Annotated in this window: 16 protein-coding genes and 1 riboswitch; of the genes, 11 read left to right on the top strand and 5 right to left on the bottom strand. The window is 40.2% G+C overall.

Going from position 1 to position 17,970, the window contains the following annotated elements; all coding sequences use genetic code 11:
* Positions 1–694 precede the first annotated feature (694 nt).
* The 7 genes from J4N40_RS09535 to J4N40_RS09505 all read left to right on the top strand — a co-directional run bounded on the left by J4N40_RS09535 (position 695) and on the right by J4N40_RS09505 (position 10,145).
* Positions 695–1,657 carry a helix-turn-helix transcriptional regulator gene (locus J4N40_RS09535; RefSeq protein ID WP_115385935.1) on the top strand — a complete coding sequence of 321 codons (963 nt, stop codon included), beginning with the start codon at positions 695–697 and terminating at the stop codon, positions 1,655–1,657.
* A 135-nt stretch (positions 1,658–1,792) separates the two neighbouring features.
* On the top strand, positions 1,793–4,558 hold the full coding sequence (locus tag J4N40_RS09530) for an Hsp70 family protein (protein ID WP_029809386.1): 2,766 nt from the start codon (positions 1,793–1,795) through the stop codon (positions 4,556–4,558).
* Between the two features lie 9 nt (positions 4,559–4,567).
* On the top strand, positions 4,568–5,203 hold the full coding sequence (locus J4N40_RS09525; protein ID WP_079856076.1) for a hypothetical protein: 636 nt from the start codon (positions 4,568–4,570) through the stop codon (positions 5,201–5,203).
* Positions 5,204–5,209: 6 nt separating this feature from the next.
* Positions 5,210–8,197: an ATP-binding protein gene (locus tag J4N40_RS09520; RefSeq protein WP_250654214.1), complete on the top strand. Its 2,988-nt coding sequence runs from the start codon at positions 5,210–5,212 to the stop codon at positions 8,195–8,197.
* Between the two features lie 23 nt (positions 8,198–8,220).
* Positions 8,221–8,853, top strand: a complete 633-nt coding sequence (locus tag J4N40_RS09515; protein WP_229651893.1) for a hypothetical protein — start codon at positions 8,221–8,223, stop codon at positions 8,851–8,853.
* Entirely contained in the window at positions 8,854–9,318 is a 465-nt protein-coding gene (locus tag J4N40_RS09510) for a hypothetical protein (RefSeq protein WP_029809383.1), read from the top strand.
* A gap of 5 nt (positions 9,319–9,323) precedes the next feature.
* Entirely contained in the window at positions 9,324–10,145 is an 822-nt protein-coding gene (locus J4N40_RS09505) for a hypothetical protein (RefSeq protein WP_250156719.1), read from the top strand.
* Positions 10,146–10,199: 54 nt separating this feature from the next.
* On the opposite strand, the gene J4N40_RS09500 is transcribed toward J4N40_RS09505, so the two are convergent.
* Positions 10,200–10,856: a HEPN domain-containing protein gene (locus tag J4N40_RS09500; RefSeq protein ID WP_029809381.1), complete on the bottom strand. Its 657-nt coding sequence runs from the start codon at positions 10,854–10,856 to the stop codon at positions 10,200–10,202.
* A gap of 50 nt (positions 10,857–10,906) precedes the next feature.
* On the bottom strand, positions 10,907–12,379 hold the full coding sequence (locus J4N40_RS09495; RefSeq protein WP_250654213.1) for a carboxypeptidase M32: 1,473 nt from the start codon (positions 12,377–12,379) through the stop codon (positions 10,907–10,909).
* Between the two features lie 223 nt (positions 12,380–12,602).
* On the opposite strand from J4N40_RS09495, the gene J4N40_RS09490 reads away from it, so the two are divergent.
* Together J4N40_RS09490 and J4N40_RS09485 are read left to right on the top strand one after the other, a co-directional pair.
* Entirely contained in the window at positions 12,603–13,238 is a 636-nt protein-coding gene (locus J4N40_RS09490; protein WP_017820932.1) for a LysE family translocator, read from the top strand.
* On the top strand, positions 13,238–13,804 hold the full coding sequence (locus J4N40_RS09485; protein ID WP_025766721.1) for a hypothetical protein: 567 nt from the start codon (positions 13,238–13,240) through the stop codon (positions 13,802–13,804). The genes J4N40_RS09490 and J4N40_RS09485 overlap by 1 nt, the downstream gene beginning before the upstream one ends.
* A gap of 118 nt (positions 13,805–13,922) precedes the next feature.
* On the opposite strand, the gene J4N40_RS09480 is transcribed toward J4N40_RS09485, so the two are convergent.
* The gene (locus tag J4N40_RS09480) at positions 13,923–15,299 is read right to left on the bottom strand and encodes an alanine/glycine:cation symporter family protein (RefSeq protein ID WP_005377785.1); all 1,377 of its coding nucleotides are present in this window, start codon (positions 15,297–15,299) and stop codon (positions 13,923–13,925) included.
* A 122-nt stretch (positions 15,300–15,421) separates the two neighbouring features.
* Positions 15,422–15,521, bottom strand: a riboswitch (glycine riboswitch).
* 527 nt (positions 15,522–16,048) lie between these two features.
* Here J4N40_RS09480 and J4N40_RS09475 point away from each other — a divergent pair.
* Positions 16,049–16,207: a hypothetical protein gene (locus J4N40_RS09475; RefSeq protein WP_005377784.1), complete on the top strand. Its 159-nt coding sequence runs from the start codon at positions 16,049–16,051 to the stop codon at positions 16,205–16,207.
* A 31-nt stretch (positions 16,208–16,238) separates the two neighbouring features.
* Positions 16,239–16,973 carry a chromosome segregation ATPase gene (locus J4N40_RS09470; RefSeq protein WP_017820934.1) on the top strand — a complete coding sequence of 245 codons (735 nt, stop codon included), beginning with the start codon at positions 16,239–16,241 and terminating at the stop codon, positions 16,971–16,973.
* Positions 16,974–17,062: 89 nt separating this feature from the next.
* On the opposite strand, the gene J4N40_RS09465 is transcribed toward J4N40_RS09470, so the two are convergent.
* Together J4N40_RS09465 and J4N40_RS09460 are read right to left on the bottom strand one after the other, a co-directional pair.
* Complete coding sequence (locus tag J4N40_RS09465) at positions 17,063–17,446, bottom strand: hypothetical protein (RefSeq protein ID WP_005377782.1); 384 nt, start codon at positions 17,444–17,446, stop codon at positions 17,063–17,065.
* A 99-nt stretch (positions 17,447–17,545) separates the two neighbouring features.
* A complete protein-coding gene (locus J4N40_RS09460; RefSeq protein WP_005377781.1) occupies positions 17,546–17,911 on the bottom strand; it encodes a VOC family protein in 366 nt (121 codons plus the stop codon).
* Between the last annotated feature and the right edge of the window lie 59 nt (positions 17,912–17,970).

The following is a 17,970-nucleotide window of genomic DNA, read 5'->3' as shown; positions in this document are numbered from 1 at the left end:
GTTTGTTGACCATTACGCCTAATGATAGTTCAAGAGGTAAATTCGCTTGTGGTTTAATAACGTATTGATACGTGTTGAATACTGAAGAATAGACAGTTTATCTGCTTAGAAAGGGCGATATCTTTTAGGGGAACTTTATCAACCTTGAGCTTGTCATCTGCGGCCAGTACTTTGGGTGGAGAGCAATCTTCGGGGCTTCAGCATCTAGCAGTTTCTCAACCAGCAACTTTTTGAGTCTGGCATTTCTTCTTTTAGTGTTTTTAGACGAGCTTCAGAGGGCATCCAGTGCAGCGTATGTAAACCATCCTAGATTCAAAGCTTGCCGCAAAGCGCTCGGGCTGAAATACCTTCTTTCGCTCCCTCTAAAATGGCAATGGTTTGCTTTTCATTGAGCGTTTTTTTTGGATATATGCACATTGCTCGATATTAACTGAATTAGATTAAGGGGACCTAGCCAGGTTATATACGACACATTATGTCAGAAGTTGATGTACTCTTCATTTTGTTGAATTGCCAGGCGAAGTGACGAACTCATAGTTGCATAAAAAGAACAAAAAGCGTATTAATATTTAGAATTATAAATAAAAAAATCAATGTGTTGTATGAAATTTATCCGTTTCACGCGTAGTGTTCACGAACCTCACAATGAGTCGGATATCTTTTGAATCATCATATTCTATACAAGTTGGATCAGATGGCTAAGCGAGCAAGCACCCAAGAATCTTTAGTAATTGCGTTTGAAATTTTGAAACGTATTCCTAAATTTCATCAAACTACAGCAAAAGAACTACATGAACAACTGTGTCAAATAGGTTTAGTACGTGATTTGCGAAGTGTCCAACGGACGTTGGAGATGCTTTGCGAACATTTTGATATTGTGCGCGATGATCGTAGTAAGCCATATGGTTATCGGTGGGATAGAAACAGTCAAAGTCTGGCGTTACAAAACCTAACACCTCAAGAAGCGCTACTGTTGGCATTGTCCCAAGAGTATTTGACGCATCTTCTACCTGCTAACTTACTTTCGTCACTTGATGGGTTCTTCCAAGAAGCTAAATACCAGCTTAATCCTAGCTTAATCAATAGTAAGGAGCGTCAGTGGTTAAAAAAAGTTGCTGTTGTTAGTGAAACTCAACCTTTACTTCCACCTAAAATTGACTCCTGTGTTTTTCAAGAAATTAGCAACGCGCTTTATCATAATCGTCTATTAAACATCGAGTACTATAATGCTCGACAAGAACATAAGTCAGGAATAGTGATGCCCTTGGGGTTAGCGCAACAAGGGCATAGACTTTACCTTGTTTGTCGTTTTGATGGATATGATAATGAGCGTAGTTTAGCCATTCATAGAATTACAAAAGCAGCTAGTTCGACGTTCACATTTGAGCGCCCCAAAACATTCAAGCTAAGTCAGTATGATGCTGATGGCAGATTTCGTTTTGGTGAAGGGGAGAAGTGCTCTCTGTCGTTCTCTATCACAAAGGAAGCTGGTTTCCATCTTACCGAAACACCATTGTCAACAGATCAAACTATTACTGAGTCAGACAAACATTATAACGTGTTTGCGACAGTAGTTCGTTCTAAGCAACTCCAGCATTGGTTAGATGGCTTCAAAGAAAATATTTGGGATGTGAATTTGGCAAGCATCGAAAATTAACATGTTATCCCAGAGCCTAAGCCTTATAAAAAACTGCGCAATAGCAGATGATTAGGTTTCGTTTTTAAAAACAACAATGTAAGAGTCGAAGCTTATCAATAGGCGGAATTGTTAAGTATTAGAAAAGAGAACAATATGTATACTAAACTAATATCTAAATGGAAAATTCCATCTGAATTGTCAGAAAAAGTCGGATTATTCGTGGAACCCAACAAAACATTTGACACTATTCTAGCGAGAGATGTGGAGCTGTTTAAAAAAGAAGCTAGTTCGTTTAGTCCTATACTTGAGCTACTAAATAGTTGCTATAGCACAGTTCAGAACGTCTTGTCAGCAGAACGTTGGGTCAGTTTAGATAATGAAATATATTTTGATAAGCGGGTAGTTGGCTTTTGGTTGATTAAGTCGCAGCCGAATTGCTTTAAAGATTATCACTCAGGAACAGAGTTAAGTTATGTCGAAGATGATATAAATAATATAATCCTTGATCCAGTTAATGAATGGTCAATTCCAAATTTAGCTGAACTAGACTCTTTGACTGAGTTAAGTAATGCTCCATTTAATACGTATAGTAAGCGACCTGTAAACTACCAGCATGCACTTTTTGATTACAATGACCTAGTGACTGGTTTTCATTTTGATAAAGAAAAAAGACATGATTGTTCCACTGGGAAAGCTTTACCATTTTTATCTTCAGATTTGAAAGAGATGTCAGATAGAGATCTGTTTATAGAAATTCTCCAGCGCGGTTTTAGGCTAGTAGAGCTAAAAAATAACGAAGATTATGAAACGCTATTAAAAATTTTCCATCTTGGGGATAAGAGCCTTTTCAACAAATATACAAATATTGCTGATGAAGTAATAGACAGGGCAGTAACACAGAAGGTAGTTAATTCGCTTCTTATTGAAGATACAATACGGGCCGATATTAGCCCTTACCATAAGAAAATCCTTGATGATACCGAGTTGGGTCATTGGTCATTGTGGCAAGATGAGCTAGATACTGATGCTTCTATTACCATCGATCTACCAACCAAACTCGTTGCACGAGATCCAAAGACAAGCATCAATGATGGTGTGGTATCAATTGACTTCGGTACAAAAAGCACAGTTGTTGTATATCAGAAAGATAACGTCAACATTCACCCGATGCGTATTGGTACTGGTGACCTTAGTAAAGAGATTGCTTCTCATCACTATGAAAACCCAACCATCATGGAGTTTATCAATCTAGAGTCATTTACGAGTGCCTATAATGCTAAAGCAAACAAACCTTATACTCGTTGGAAAGATCTAACAATATCTCACACTGCACAAAACTCAATGCAAGGTAGTGAGTCAAGCAAATTCAACACTTTCTTAGATGAAATTAAGCAGTGGGCGGGTGATAAAAACAGAAAGCTTAAGATCGTAGATCAGCATGGAAAGGTTATCGATTTACCTCCATTTCTTGAGTTGAAAGATGATGATTTCAATCCAATTGAAATCTATGCCTATTACTTAGGTTTGTATATTAATAACCTCAATAACGGTATCTTTATGGATTACATTCTCTCTTTCCCTGTTACGTATGAAATGCCAATTCGTGACAAGATTATCGAGAGTTTTGAAAAAGGTCTTAAGAAGTCGCTTCCTGCTGAACTTGGCGAAAAAACGATTAACCAGATCACGGTGACCAAAGGTGCAAGCGAACCTGCTGCTTATGCATTGACTGCTTTACAGCAGTACGGTTTTGATCCAGAAGGTGATGAGCGTGTGTTTTATGGCGTATTTGATTTCGGTGGTGGTACTACAGACTTTGATTTTGGCATCTACAGTGAACCAACAGATCCCAAAGATAAAAGACGCTTTGACTACGTGATTGAACACTTTGGTGCGGGTGGTGACAAGTTCTTAGGTGGTGAAAATCTATTGGAGCTTCTTGCTTTTGAAGTATTTAAAAAGAATAAGAGTGCTTTGCTTGAAAAAAGCATTCAGTTTGAAAAACATCCAGAGAGAGATGCGTTTGCAGGGAGTGAGCAGCTCCTAAGTAACTCCCAAGAAGCAAGAGTGAACACCAAGCAACTTTGTATTGCTTTACGTCCATTCTGGGAAGAGCATGAGGACTTTTCATTCGATGCGTCTGGTGAGCTTTCAGTGACTTTGACAGATATTAATGGTGTTCGACACTCTGCTTTTGCTCTAGATATTGATTTAGAAGAGCTGAATCAAATCTTGTCAGATCGTATTGAACGAGGAGTTGAGAATTTCTTTGATGCGTTACGTTTGGCATTTAGTAATAGTCGGTTAACATTAACAGATATCGATAATGTGAAAATTTTCCTTGCTGGTAATTCTAGTCAATCAAGCTTTGTAAATACTCTATTTAACAAACATATAGCTATACAGCACCAAGACATGGGTGTGTCTGAAGGTGAAAGCCGTTTTGAGCTGTTTGCTCCTTTAGGGACTGATAAGAGTGATGTTGAGAAGCCTACGGGTAAAACTGGCGTTGCATTTGGCCTTATCGAGTCTCGTGATGGTGGCAGCGTAAAAGTTGTCGATCATAATATTGCAGATGAAGATGTTCGCTTCAAATACTACCTAGGTGAAAGTCGTAAGAAAAAATTCAAGCCTCTAATCGATAGAGAGATGAAGTTAAATCAGTGGTATGACTTCATAGATGCTTATTATGACACGTTTGAAATCTTCTTTACGGAACAGCCAAGTTCAAGCACTGGTCAGATGTCGATAGGTGACAGTAGCATTAAAAAGAAAGTAGTTAAGCTTGATGTAACGAATGAAGAAGCTCTTGTTTATATTAAGTTAGTATCACCAACCGCAATCGAGTATGTCGTGGCAAATGAAGCAGATATTGTTAACGAGCAATACATAAACGAAATTCAACGTATTGAACTATAAGGTAAAAGAATGATTGTTCCTCCGACCCTGATCCCAAGTATTATTACAACAATTACCAAGATCGCATCTAGCATTGGTCCCATGATTGCCAAGTATGCCCCGATGGTCATTGAGGTTGTTGGTAAAAACTTGCCGAAAGTTGTCAATACAGTAGAGGCCATCAGCCTGGTAGCTGATGTATTAAAACCTAACGAACGTGCTGACGAGCTTGGCGCGAAGGCAATGGCAGCGGAAAAGACACCAGAAGATTTCGAACAGATCAATGATTACATCGATTATTTGCGAAATGATGTAATCATTGATGAAGAAAACCTTAGCACTGATGCTGTTGATGTAATAACACGTCAAGCTGTTGGTGTTGCAATTGCCGTAAAAGGTATGGGGCAAGCTTTGGAAGCAGATGTTTCGATTCCATTCTTAAACGCTATCAGTGAGCTTGATATCGATCCGAAAGTCGTTATTGCCCTTGTGAAATCTTATGAATCAAGTGGTTTAAATTCAGATGATGTTCAAAAGTATTTGGGTGATTCTTTGAGTATTGAGGATACTCACCGACATAGTAATGTATTCGTTAATGCTTATCAGACTGCCAATCCAACGATGAGTGTGGAAGAAGCAGAAGATGCTGTAATGGATTTACGCTAAGGATTTATGATGTCAGACAAAGCGTTAGCAGAACTAATTCGAACAGCAGAGCATAAAGTTGAATCCAGAGAATACTTAGAGAAACCAACCTGGCTTAATGACCATGACTTTACTTTATATCACATAAAAGAAGTCACTTTTGATGAAGACTCGCCGAGAAAAGAAGCGTTTGAGAATGTATTGAGTTCACTCAGCATTGAAGGGGTTGTATTCATCTATGTGCTATTAAGTGATGGTAAAAAGGTCAATTTCTTATTTGGTATAGCTAAGGATAAAAAATACAAAGGTGAATTAGTTCTTGATGTTGACGATATAGGCGAATCAATTCTAAAGCCCTCACTCGAAGGTAACTTTAGAGGTAGTGTTGTAAGGCGCCTAGATAAAGTAGAGCGTGTCGTAGTAAAAAGCACCATAGAGTCATATGCTCATATAGCAAAGTTAGACGGAGTACCGAGTGTTCATGAAGATAATGAACAATTTCAAGGGGTTGACCGCCTAGTTGATATTATGAATGGTGATAATTTCTGCTTGATGGTAATGGCAGATCCTCTATCTCTACGAGAAATCAATCAGATAGAGAGCCAGTTATATAGTATTTACAACAAGCTTTTGCCTCTATCGAAAAAAAGTGTTCAGGATGGCGATAATTTTTCAACGACTCAAGGCACGTCGGAAGGATCAACTGACACTACCTCAACAGGGGAAAATGACGGAATTAGTATTACTAAGAATACAGGGAAATCAGTAACAATAACTACTGGAACAAACAAAACTGGTAGCAGCGAGCAAACCTCACGAAGCGCTGCTGAAATTGACCATCATAAACATCAAAATGGTTCTGAAGCGAAAACTAAAGGGACAACGACTTCAAAATCAATTGCTAAAAATGTGGGTAGCAATACATCAAATCAAAAAGGCAGGTCATCAAGCGAGTCACGAGAGTATGGTGATAAATCAATACAAGAATGGCTTACCTATATTGATGAGGTATTATTGAAACGCGTACAGGTTGGAAAAAATAAAGGTCTTTATTTATCTAATGTTTACCTTTTTTCTGACTCGATAGCAAGTGTACTAAAACTTGGGAATACAGCTCGATCTATATTTTCTGGTGAGGACATAAATAAATCACCTTTAACGTTTAAGAACGTAGCCAATCCAAATGAGCTAAATGCGGTAAAGAATTTCCAATTCCCCATGCTTAAAAAAAATTATAAGGATTCGCTTGATGGAAGTATTAGCAATGAACAGCAACTAGATTTACTTTTTTCTAGAAAGCCATTTAATCGTTATTTGTGTAATTGGTTGTCGACTAATGAGTTGAGTGTAGTTGCAGGTTTGCCTCAAAAAGAGATAGTCGGCTTAACACTGAAAGAAGAAGTCGAGTTTGGTTTGAATGTGAGTTCAGATATCGAAAATGAAAACCAACTCTATCTAGGTAATCTAGTGAAAAGTGGTTTACATCAAAATATCGATGTCAATATAGACAAGAGAGATCTTGATAAGCACACCTTTATCGCTGGAGTTACGGGTAGTGGTAAGACAACGACTTGTCATCGTTTACTTGAGTCAGCAAAAATGCCATTCTTGGTAATAGAACCTGCAAAAACAGAGTATCGGGTATTAACCAAGAAGAACAAAAACATTCTTATTTTTACTCTTGGTAACGATAATATTGCCCCCTTCAGGTTGAATCCTTTTGAGTTCTTTCCGCACGAAAACATTACTTCTCGTGTTGATATGATCAAAGCAAGTATCGAATCTGCTTTTGATATGGAAGCGGCAATACCTCAGTTAATAGAAGCTTCAATCTATAGAAGCTACGAGAATAAAGGTTGGAATATTGCGACGTCTAAGAACAAGCGATTTGAAGATCCGTTCGCTCCAGGTGTTTATGCGTTCCCTACCTTGAGTGACCTGATTGCTATGACTGAACAAGTCGTTATGGAACAGGGATTTGATGACAGGCTGAAACAAGATTATATAGGCTCCATTAAGGCTAGATTGCAAGGTTTACTTATTGGTTCAAAAGGGCTAATGCTAGATACCCCTCGCTCTATTAACTTTAAAGACTTAGCGACTAAAAATGTGATTTTAGAGCTTGAAGAAATTCGCAATCCAAGTGAAAAGTCGCTTGTTATGGGCTTTGTGCTAGCTAACTTAAATGAAGCGATTAGAGCTAATTATTATGAGTATCAGAGTGAAGGAAAGAAGTTCCGTCACATTACTTTGATCGAAGAAGCGCACCGATTGCTATCGAAATTTGAACCAGGAGATAGCCAGAATAAGAAACAAGGTGTTGAAGCGTTTGCCGATATGTTGGCAGAGGTTCGTAAGTATGGCGAGTCACTCATTATCGTAGACCAAATTCCAAATAAACTCACACCAGAAGTGTTAAAAAATACCAACACAAAGATCATTCATAAGCTTTTCGCAAAAGATGACAAAGAAGCTGTGGGTAATACGATGGCTCTTTCTGATGAACAGAAAGACTTTCTATCCAACCTTGAACCTGGCCGAGTGATATTATCCAGTTCAGGTATGAGCAAACCGCTTCAAGTTCAGATCAAAGAACTTGTTAGTACGACCAATGAAAAAGATGTGTCTCCTAGCGACATTAGTCAACTTGCTCTTGCTTACTATGCAAAGAATTATAAGTCAGGTTTAATTCAGGGCTTAGAGCTATTAGAAGAGGAGCCTTCTATCGATGACGTGGAAAAGTTTCTTCATGGTGAAATTGCAGAAGCCTGGTATGACACGTTAGGCAAAGAAAAAGATAGACGCAGACTTATTCAATGTTTGGAGAAGTTTGGTTGGGAGTTTATGTATCAATATATTTCTTTATGTTGCTACAACCCAAGTAGTGCAAAAGATAAAGAGACCCGAGAAGGTACATTGTATGACTTCCTCTCATGCTTAAATGAAGATAGCGAAACTCGCATTTCAATATATCAGCGAGATGAATTCAGAAAAGATATCAAAGTGAGAGGCTAGGAATTATGGGTTTTTGGAGTAGCGTGAGCAGTTTTGTAAGTAGTGCCTGTAGTGCAATTGGTGGTGCTGTATCGAAAATAGGCTCAGGGATTGCCAATGTTGCGGCATCTATTGCTAGCTTAGGGATCAACCTAGCTGAAAAAGTAGGAGAGGCGGTAAAAAATGTGGGTATTTCTCTAGGTATTATCCGTCCTGAAGAGAACATGGAAGAACTTGGTGCGAAAGCAATGCTGAGTGAGAAGACTCCCGATGATTTTGCCTCAATAAGTGAATATATCGACCACTTAAGAAATGATGTGGTGATTGACAAAGAAAAATTCGACAACCTTAGTGATGCCGAGAAATTGGCGAGATCATCTATTGGTGCTTCTATCACCTTAAAAGGTATTAATGAGAAACTTGATACTGTTGTAAGTCCATCATTTATGGCAACAGTTGCCGCACTGGATTTAGAAACGAAAGAAATTATTGGTACGATTAAGGCGTATAAAGAGAAAAACCTCAATACTGATGACTACAGCTTGTATTTAAAAGATGAGTTGAGCATTGATGAGAGCCATAAGCATGCCAGCGCCCTAGTTGAAGCATATCAAAAACTTGAGCCTGAGCTTACGACTGAACAAATCGAAGACAAGGTTATGGAGTTAAAATTTTAAATGTCTGACTTTATCATTCAGGCAAAGAAGAATCGAGTTCAAGCAAACCGAGTAATTGGCGGTGAGCTTGAACCTATCTTATTTGCTGGTGAAATGACTGTTTCTCAAGAAAACTTCTGGGATATTTTCAAGCATAAGATTGAGTACGTTGATAATGAAACCTTAGCTTTAGTGATTATTTCGGACGATAAGAGCTTCCAGGTTGACTCTGATATAAGTATTTCAGATAGCTTTGTTAACTCTGTAAAAGAAATTGGTTGGCTTACAGAAGAGTTAATCTTTCCTGGGGCTTCTATAGCAAGTTATCCCCAAATTGAAACACCAATTCCATATACTGATCCTTCTTTTTCGTCTGTCGCATCTAGCATAAAAGCTATTGACACATCGGAGATGGAGGAACTCTCAGATGGAACGAGCCTCCAAGCTTTCTATCGAAAAAAAACCAGAGATTATGGACGTAGGTAAGTGCTATGGATATTAATATTCAAACCTTATTAAATGCTCTGGATGATGAAAAAGTACGAGCAAAGGTGCGAGAGATAGTTGTTGAAAAAAATGATTGCGTAGAGCCACCGTTAGAAACTGAGCAAGTATCCAGTTTTGATAATTCTGAATTAGAGTGTGTGAAAGATAGCCTACAAAAGGTTGAGAGTGAGAACGAAGACTTGAAACAATTTATTGATAAGTTAAAGTCTTTGCTTTGTATGGAGAAAGAAAAAGCTGGGGTTAGGGTTGAGCAACTTTCTGAACAAAATGGGGATAAGGATCTGTTGGTTGCGAAACTACAGGCTGATCTTAAACTACTAGCAGAGATGAAGGATCAGTTACAGAATGATGTGACCGAGTTAAACCAGAATCTTGAGTATTACAGAAATAATTTCCGTGATGATCTACAAGTTCTCGAGTTATATAGCCGATTGTCAGAGCAAACACTTCAGTCTTTATCTGGAATCTTTAAAGATACAACAGTTCAAGGTTTGATTTCTTGTGGGATTCAAGAGAAAAATATTTCTAATCTATGGGATTATGCGAAGAGTGAAACAGTCAACGGAAATAATGGTGATATAGCTAATGTGATTTCGCTATTCAATCTGTTATTTAAGCGTTTTACCTTAGCTTATCCTATGTTCGCACTTCAAGAGGTTAGCTCTGGGGACTCGTTTGACACTCAGTGTCACATAAAACATAGCTCTAGCCACAACACAAGTGGCTCTATCACCCAGATCATGCTTCATGGTTACGTTAATACCAAAACAGGTAAAGTTATTAAACCATCTGTCGTGAAGTTGTAGCTGGATGTTCAGAAATAGAAAAGCGACATTCATAGAATGTCGCTTCGATCTATATTATTGCTCAGTAATAAACGGATAAACAGGGTCACCCCATAGCTCACTACTACCATCCATCATAATCTTGATGATAACTGGTAGAACCTTTTCCAAGAGCACGGTGCAATCTCTTAATTGCTGTCTATTTGCAGAACTGCTATAAGTCGCACCACCGTGAATTATTTGATTACGCAGCGTGTAAAGGCGTGAGAATACGATAGAAAGCACTGACGCTGTGTTGTTATGCCCAAGTGCTGTATTAGCTGCGACCTTAGCTTTACTGCGAGCTTCTTTCCATTCTTGTTCACTAATGCGTCCCGCATGGTAGCTCCAATAGCTTTCAAGAATAAACTCGTTATCGAGCAGTGCTCGTATTACACCTGAGTAGTTTTGCCAGACAATTTCAGCTAACAAGTTATCAGAATCTAGTTCAACAAGGCGAGATAAAAACTCTTGGTACAAGCCACGCTCACCGTAGTTTGCTCTTTGTTCAAAATCTTGAGCGTAAGCTGAGTTGAAAGCTATCCAAAGGAAAGTAAATGTAGAATCATCATCTTCACATGCTTCCGCTTTCTTTAGCCAACTTAGAGAGCGATGCACACGAGTAGAAAGTGATTGCGAATAGCTATTTCGCTCACGACGGTGACGTTCTTTTAACGTATTAAAAGTAAGCATTTTGCCCTCTTTCTATTATTGTTTGTTGTTATTTTGTGAGTGTATTACTTTTACAAGTAGCGGCTTCTTAGGTGATCCTTATAGTGCTGTATATTAAGTGTTTCCCCTGTAGCTTGCTTGACTAGTTCATCTGTACTTAACAAGCTACCTTTACTCCAGATATTATCAGATAGCCAGATAAAAATTGGCGTAAGATCTCCTCTAAGGATTGCTCCATCTACATCTACTGATTGTTTCATAGCTGCCATAAATTGAGCAGCGTACATGGCTCCCAGCGTGTAGCTTGGAAAGTACCCAAAACTTCCATCTGTCCAATGGATATCTTGCATACAGCCATTTTTGAAGTTTCCTTCGGTTGATAGCCCCAAGTACGCTTTCATCTTTTCGTTCCAGAGTTCTGGTACATCTGTATGTTTGATGACGCCGTTCATGAGATCTCGCTCAATTTCATATCGAAGAATAACGTGAGCAGGATATGTTAGTTCGTCAGCATCTACGCGAATAAAGCCTTTTTCTACGCGAGTGTAAATTTTGGCTAAATTGTCTTTTTCGAATTCACTACCAGAAAAATGGTTAGAAGCCAGTCGAGCGAGGTGATCGATAAACGCGCTGCTTCGTCCTATTTGCATTTCAAAGAAGAGTGATTGTGATTCATGAATACCCATAGAGCGAGCTTCTCCCGCGGGTGTTCCTGATAAATCTTTTGGTAGCCCTTGTTCGTATCGAGCATGGCCAGTTTCGTGGACAATCCCCATCAATGATTGGACAAACTCGTTTTCATTGTAACGTGTCGTAATACGCACATCTGACGGTACACCGCCACAAAATGGGTGGGTACTCTCATCAAGTCGACCGTGTTCAAAATCGAATTGAAGCAGTTTCATGACTTCCAAACCGAGCGCTTTTTGCTTTTCCGCAGGGTAGTGTGCAGTTGGCAATAAGATGTTGTCTGATTGTTGTTTTTCAAGCGCTTCATCGATCAAAGTAGGAAGCCAGGTTTTCACGTCAGCAAAAAGAATGTCTAACGACGCAGACGTTGTGCCAGGTTCATAAACATCGAGCATGGCATCATAAGGAGTCGTGCCATTTGCTTCGGCTCTAATTTGCGCTTCTTCCTGCGATAGCTTTACTACTTCAGCCCAGTTCTTTTCAAAACCAGCCCAGTCATTTTCTCCACGTTGTGTACGCCATGCATGTTCACATTTGGAGCCAGCAAGAGATTGAGCTTGAACTAATGATTCTGGTAGTAAGTTAGCTTGCTGCCACCCACGCTTCATTTCTCTTAGGATAGATTTTTCTTTTGTAGACAGCGTGTCTTCTTCTGCCTGAGCGAAAAGCTCTCCCAAGTGCGGTTGAGTCATTAAAGAATGGATATGTACATCAAGCTCTGCCGTGGCATTTGAGCGTGCTTCAGCGCCACCAGGTGGCATGACCGCTGCTTGATCCCAATCTATGATGGCAGATAGATGCTCAAAATTTGCCACTTTTTTGGAATGTTCAACGAGTTTTGTAAATGCGTTCATGTGACTACTCTTATTCTTTTGTTCTTTCCCTAAACACCCGATAACGGGTCCTTCATATGGTGTTGCACTAAGCAACCTGCGTTAATTTACTAATAATTAACAATTAACTCCAACCCATTGTCCATAAACTCACCCAGTTGTATAGCTCTCTTAAAAAAGAAGCTTGCGAATCTTGTGGATTGGCGGTATTGATGAAGGATTGACAATTAATTATCACGATAATATGGATATTTTGAATTTCGAGGCATTTATTATTGCCATTACGATTTTAACGTTAACGCCAGGTTTAGATACTGCACTTGTTATCCGTAACACTAGCCGCTCGGGCCTAAAAGATGGATGTACAACCAGTCTAGGGATTTGCTTTGGCTTATTCGTACATGCTTTTTTTTCTGCGGTTGGTATCTCGGCGATTCTTGCGCAATCAGCAGAGTTGTTCCAAATCGTAAAAATGATTGGCGCAGCTTATCTTATCTGGCTTGGTTTGAGCAGTTTAAAAGCGCTAATGTCGTCGAAAGATGGATTGACCGTGACCGAGCAGATTCACGAAGTGTTTAATGGTAAGCGCTCTTTTAGAGAGGGCTTTCTTTCTAACGTCTTGAACCCGAAAACGGCGGTCTTCTATTTGGCTTTCTTGCCACAGTTTGTGAATCCAGAAGGTTCACCCTTGCTTCAATCAATGATGATGGCATCTGTACACTTTGCTATTGCGATGGTTTGGCAGTGTGGTTTAGCTGGCGCGCTTAACTCGGCTAAAAATCTACTAAAGAATGCAAGCTTTATGAAGTGGATGGAAGGCGCGACGGGCGCAGTATTAGTCGCACTTGGTGTGAAGTTATTAATTGAAAAACCCGTTTAATGCGTAATATTTATCGATTGTTGATACTACTCGCTGTATTTATTGTGGGGGTAGGTGCCGCTGTTGCTTGGCATACGTGGCCACAAGTACAGTTTGCGCAACGCGGCATGATCTGGTCTTGGCACTGGGGCTACTTCGAGCCTTTTGCTAATGGAATACAACAAACGCGAACTCAAGACACTAAACAGTTATTGCTCAGGCGTGTGTATTTGCATGACGCTATTGTCGTTTTTGTTTCGACAACTATGGACAATAAATTTGAGGTCGACGTTGTAAAAGAGCAAACCTGTGAACCTAAAACGACGACTTGGGCTTCGGTCTCTGTCAATCATCAACGTGTCAGGCATGTACCTATGGTGTGCGATGCGTTTGGGCAAGGCTACTTTTATCGCTACATCGGGAAACATCTAGAATCGATTGAGGTTGGTGTCGGCGACTCGTTTGTAACAGAAGCATTTTTAGACTGGCCGCTATCAGAGTTGAAAGCGGATCAATTCAAGCAAAAAAATGCGAAGTTTTTTGAAGAACGTGGAGAAAACGTTGAGCATCAATGGTTGAGAGATTAACCATTTAACCGAAGATAAATAAAGCCCGCTAAATAATAGCGGGCTTTATGTTTTTACCATTTCTAATGTGCTTTGCTCTCCGTTACTGGTAGTTTGTGACCGAACAGCTGTCATTTCACTAAGCTTTCACTGCTTCAACTTCACCTGATTGCGATGTTGAGCTAAAGAACAGTTTGGTTTCTGCCAGTACGACGTGACGCAGTGCGATCAAACCAATCAGGTTAGGAATTGCCATCAGACCGTTTACGATATCAGCCAGTAGCCAAATCATATCGAGGTGAAGGAATGCACCAGATGCCACCAAGCCAACGAAAATCAGTTTGTATGGAAGCACAGCTTTAGTTCCGAACAGGAACACAACGCAACGCTCACCGTAGTAGTTCCAACCAAGAATGGTGGTAAAAGCGAAGAACATCAAACCGATTGAGACGAGCATAGGGCCAAATGTATCTGCATTTAAACCCACCGCAAAAGCATGAGTCGTCATCGCGGCGCCTGCTAGGTCACTTTGCCATGCACCGGTCAGGATTAGAGCAAGGCCTGTCATGGTACAAATAATGATGGTATCGAAAAAGGTACCCGTCATTGAAATTAGGCCTTGTTTAACACAAGAGTCTGTCTTCGCTGCTGCTGCTGCCATAGGCGCGCTACCCAAACCTGATTCATTTGAGAACACACCGCGAGCGATACCTGATTGGATTGCCAACATGATGCTTGCACCTAGAAAACCACCAGTCGCTGCTGTTGATGTAAAGGCTGAAACCAGCACTAATTCAACGGCATTGAACAATTGGTCTGCATTCATGATGATCACGCTTAAACACGCCAACACATAAAATACAGCCATGGTAGGAACCACTTTTCCTGCAACGTTAGCAATGGATTTGATGCCACCCAAAGTTACGAAAGCAACCAAAAGAGTTAGTACAAAGGCAGATAGCTCACGGTTAACACCAAGAGATATCTCACTTGCATCCAGAATCGCGTTTACTTGTGGAAACGTACCGATACCAAAACAAGCAACACCTAAAGCAAACACTGCAAACATGATCGCGAGAGCTTTTGAGCCAACACCGTATTGCAAGTAATACATTGGGCCACCAATCATTTGGCCTTTATCATCGACTCTTCGGTACTTAACCGCCAACAAACATTCGGCGTATTTAGTCGCCATTCCGAAAAGGGCAGCGAGCCACATCCAGAATAGAGCGCCTGGTCCACCGAGTTTGATTGCTGTGGCAACACCAACAATGTTACCAGTACCAATTGTTGCTGAGAGTGCAGTACAAAGAGCTGCAAAGCTAGAAACGTCACCTTGAGTATTAGATGACTTATCTTTACTGAATACCATCGCTAGCGCTGTTGGGAGGTGTTTAAACTGGATCAAGCCAAGGCTAAAAGTGAAGTAAACACCTGTACCCACTAGCAAAATAAGCAGCGGTGGACCCCAGACAAAATTATCGATGGTTTGTAGTAAAGATTGTAGGTTGTTCATGATTTCCCCTTAATAAAACAACTAATAAGGAGAAGAGGGAAAGGACGAGATCAACGATCTCTAAAAGAACTAAGCTATTGGCTGTAGGCGGGAAGGCCAAGCAAAATAGTTAGGTTGTAACTTTCCACTCCTCTGTCCTTTTGCCTGAGAGTTTCACCTTGCGTGAGTGCAAGACTTGCTCCTTCGGCGACCGATTTAACGGTTCTCTCCAGAGGTTCCTCCAACTACAGTCCCCGCTACCTAGGTAGCACCTGAAATAGTTAATTCTTCGGCGAGTTATGCTAATCAAATGTTAAAATTTGATTAATAACCACTCTCCTGCAGTCTTCATCGGAACAATTACTCAATTAAATGAGTAAAGGTTAGTTAATGATGCTGGTCATCATTAACGTGTGAACTCTATCATGTTTTTGGTCCATTTCAACACCCTATGTCAATTTATTTTCAATGAAATAACCTTATCTATTTTCATGAAGGTATGTTTGCCAATCTTTTTGTGCGAGTCACGGCATAAATAAAATTTATTGGGTTAGGGAATGGAACCCAAAAACACTTCAGAACGATAAATGTGTTTCGATCGTTACGACATAAGTTATTCAATTAAGGACACAAAATTGATTAAAATCGGAGCACTTATTTTAAAATCTACGCTAAGTTGACCTTATGGTACGTATAAATGGGTTACAATGAATCTTTGTGAAACAGTCTACGGACCTAGGCAGTTTTTCATGAGTGGACAAGGAGGCGGTATGACCAGATTATTAGCCATTGCGGTGTTGATTGCAGTAGCATTTGTGCTGTTTCGTTATCGAACCAATGAAAAAGTCCAAAAAGCGACCGTTATAACATTAATTGGCGCATTTCTGATTTATACAGCATCAATTATGTTTGCGGAATTGATCCGCTAGCAAAGTAAAAGAGTCCTTGGAGTAGTATACGGTGAGTTCTCAGAACAAAATGGAAGAGCAAGACGACGTAGTTGTCATTGAAGAGCGTGACAAACGTACGCATATCTATATCGCAATCGCTGCGGTGTTAGGCTTGGCATTTGGTGGCCTTGTTGGATCGGTTGTCACTGCGAACAAGTGGGAATCGACTTACCACGTATTAGAAGAAAAGTATCAAGCACTAACGCAAGATAAAACCCAGTTGGCATCTCAAGTAAAAGTGCGTGAAGAGGCGCTTGACCAAGAAATACAAAACCAAGTTAGTGAGTTACTCGCCGCGAAAGATGAAGCTCATCAGAAAGCACTTAAGAAGTTGCAAAAGCAGTTGACTGAGGTCGAGAAGGTCAACTTGTCACTAGAGTCTCAATTGAAGCAGCAGGCAGATAAGATCAACACGACGAAGTCAGAAAATGAGAAGTTGAGTCGTCAAGCGGATATGCAAGCGACTATGTTTGAGCGGTCCCGCGAAGTATTCCAGAAAGAGCTAAAAATTTCGCAAGAATTAGAGTCTCTCGAGAAAGAACGGTCGAAATTATTACCTAAGATTGAGAAACTCAAGAAAGAGTGTGACGTATTTTTAGAAGGCAAATCTTGGGACGTGAAGTCGGACGCGTGTGATAAACATGATGAAGCTAATTCACGACTAAGTCAGGTCGATCAAATGATTGAAGTCTATAAAATGGACCTCAAACAAATCAAAGCAATAACGGAAGATATCGGCCTTTAAGTCTTTTGTATCCGGTTTTGAAAAGCAAAAGGAGCTCTTTAAGAGCTCCTTTTTCGTTGTTAGCTATGACTTTTAGCCTGTCGCGTATATTAGATTCGTGAGGCGTCATAGCCTGAGGCGAGCAGGAGCTCTCGTTCGTGTTTAATCAGCTGAGCTCGATCTTCAATTAGTTCATTGAGTGCTTGAGATGGCTTACCTGCTAATGCTTTGAACGAAGCAAAAGATTCCGCGGTGTCGATTTTATCAATCATCTGACTGATGACATTACGAGCCTCACACGGGTTACTCGTCGTTGTAAAGTATTCTACTTGCTTTGCTGCCGATTTCATCTCAGTTAATAGCTCAAGCGGGCTACTTTCTTTGGCTACTGCCATGTAGTTATCCAGCACGCGCTTTGCATAAAGCAGTTCTTTGAGGGGGATATCTCTTCCGCTCTCGATTAGGGATTCGCTAAGGATCATACTTGAGCTCATGGGCATTCCTTCTTATTACTACGCCGCTTTTGATGTTTCCTTGAGTCTAATTTATTGAAGTCACATTGGGAATGGGTAAAAAGCATTTTTAACGCATTTTTATTCATTTATGAAAACGCGAATGCGATGCTTATCTGGATCGATAGCCATAAAATTTAACCCATACACTGATGTCGCTGGTGGTTGAACAAACTCAACACCTAGGTCTTTCCAGCGCTTGTAAATGCGCTCTAGCATATGACTATTGGGCACCGATAAAGACAACTCGGTGCCACCACCTCTAATTCCGCTGTAGGGTGAAAGATTATCTCTTTGCTTGAGTGTCAACGTTAAGCCTTCGGTCAGTGGAATAGCGGCGAAGGTTGGAGACAACTGCGTGACTTTGCGTTCGAACAGTTTCGAATAAAAAACTTGGCTTATGTGGATGTCCTCAACGTAGAGAACGAATGAATTGATAGTCAGCATGGTTTGTTCCTTAATCAATTAGAAATAGTAGGGGCAATCTAACGGAAAGGAACGACAGG

Source organism: Vibrio sp. SCSIO 43097, from assembly GCF_023650755.1.
GTDB classification, from domain to species: Bacteria; Pseudomonadota; Gammaproteobacteria; order Enterobacterales; family Vibrionaceae; genus Vibrio; species Vibrio alginolyticus.
Note: the sequence above shows the minus strand (reverse complement) of the source record. Positions and strands in the feature narration are given on the sequence as shown.

Bases quoted from the DNA above. Each gene is read 5' to 3' on its own strand.
- J4N40_RS09535 (WP_115385935.1), top strand. From the start codon at position 695: ATGGCTAAGCGAGCAAGCACCCAAGAATCTTTAGTAATTGCGTTTGAA.
- J4N40_RS09530 (WP_029809386.1), top strand. From the start codon at position 1,793: ATGTATACTAAACTAATATCTAAATGGAAAATTCCATCTGAATTGTCA.
- J4N40_RS09525 (WP_079856076.1), top strand. From the start codon at position 4,568: ATGATTGTTCCTCCGACCCTGATCCCAAGTATTATTACAACAATTACC.
- J4N40_RS09520 (WP_250654214.1), top strand. From the start codon at position 5,210: ATGATGTCAGACAAAGCGTTAGCAGAACTAATTCGAACAGCAGAGCAT.
- J4N40_RS09510 (WP_029809383.1), top strand. From the start codon at position 8,854: ATGTCTGACTTTATCATTCAGGCAAAGAAGAATCGAGTTCAAGCAAAC.
- J4N40_RS09505 (WP_250156719.1), top strand. From the start codon at position 9,324: ATGGATATTAATATTCAAACCTTATTAAATGCTCTGGATGATGAAAAA.
- J4N40_RS09500 (WP_029809381.1), bottom strand. From the start codon at position 10,856: ATGCTTACTTTTAATACGTTAAAAGAACGTCACCGTCGTGAGCGAAAT.
- J4N40_RS09495 (WP_250654213.1), bottom strand. From the start codon at position 12,379: ATGAACGCATTTACAAAACTCGTTGAACATTCCAAAAAAGTGGCAAAT.
- J4N40_RS09490 (WP_017820932.1), top strand. From the start codon at position 12,603: ATGGATATTTTGAATTTCGAGGCATTTATTATTGCCATTACGATTTTA.
- J4N40_RS09485 (WP_025766721.1), top strand. From the start codon at position 13,238: ATGCGTAATATTTATCGATTGTTGATACTACTCGCTGTATTTATTGTG.
- J4N40_RS09480 (WP_005377785.1), bottom strand. From the start codon at position 15,299: ATGAACAACCTACAATCTTTACTACAAACCATCGATAATTTTGTCTGG.
- J4N40_RS09475 (WP_005377784.1), top strand. From the start codon at position 16,049: ATGACCAGATTATTAGCCATTGCGGTGTTGATTGCAGTAGCATTTGTG.
- J4N40_RS09465 (WP_005377782.1), bottom strand. From the start codon at position 17,446: ATGAGCTCAAGTATGATCCTTAGCGAATCCCTAATCGAGAGCGGAAGA.
- J4N40_RS09460 (WP_005377781.1), bottom strand. From the start codon at position 17,911: ATGCTGACTATCAATTCATTCGTTCTCTACGTTGAGGACATCCACATA.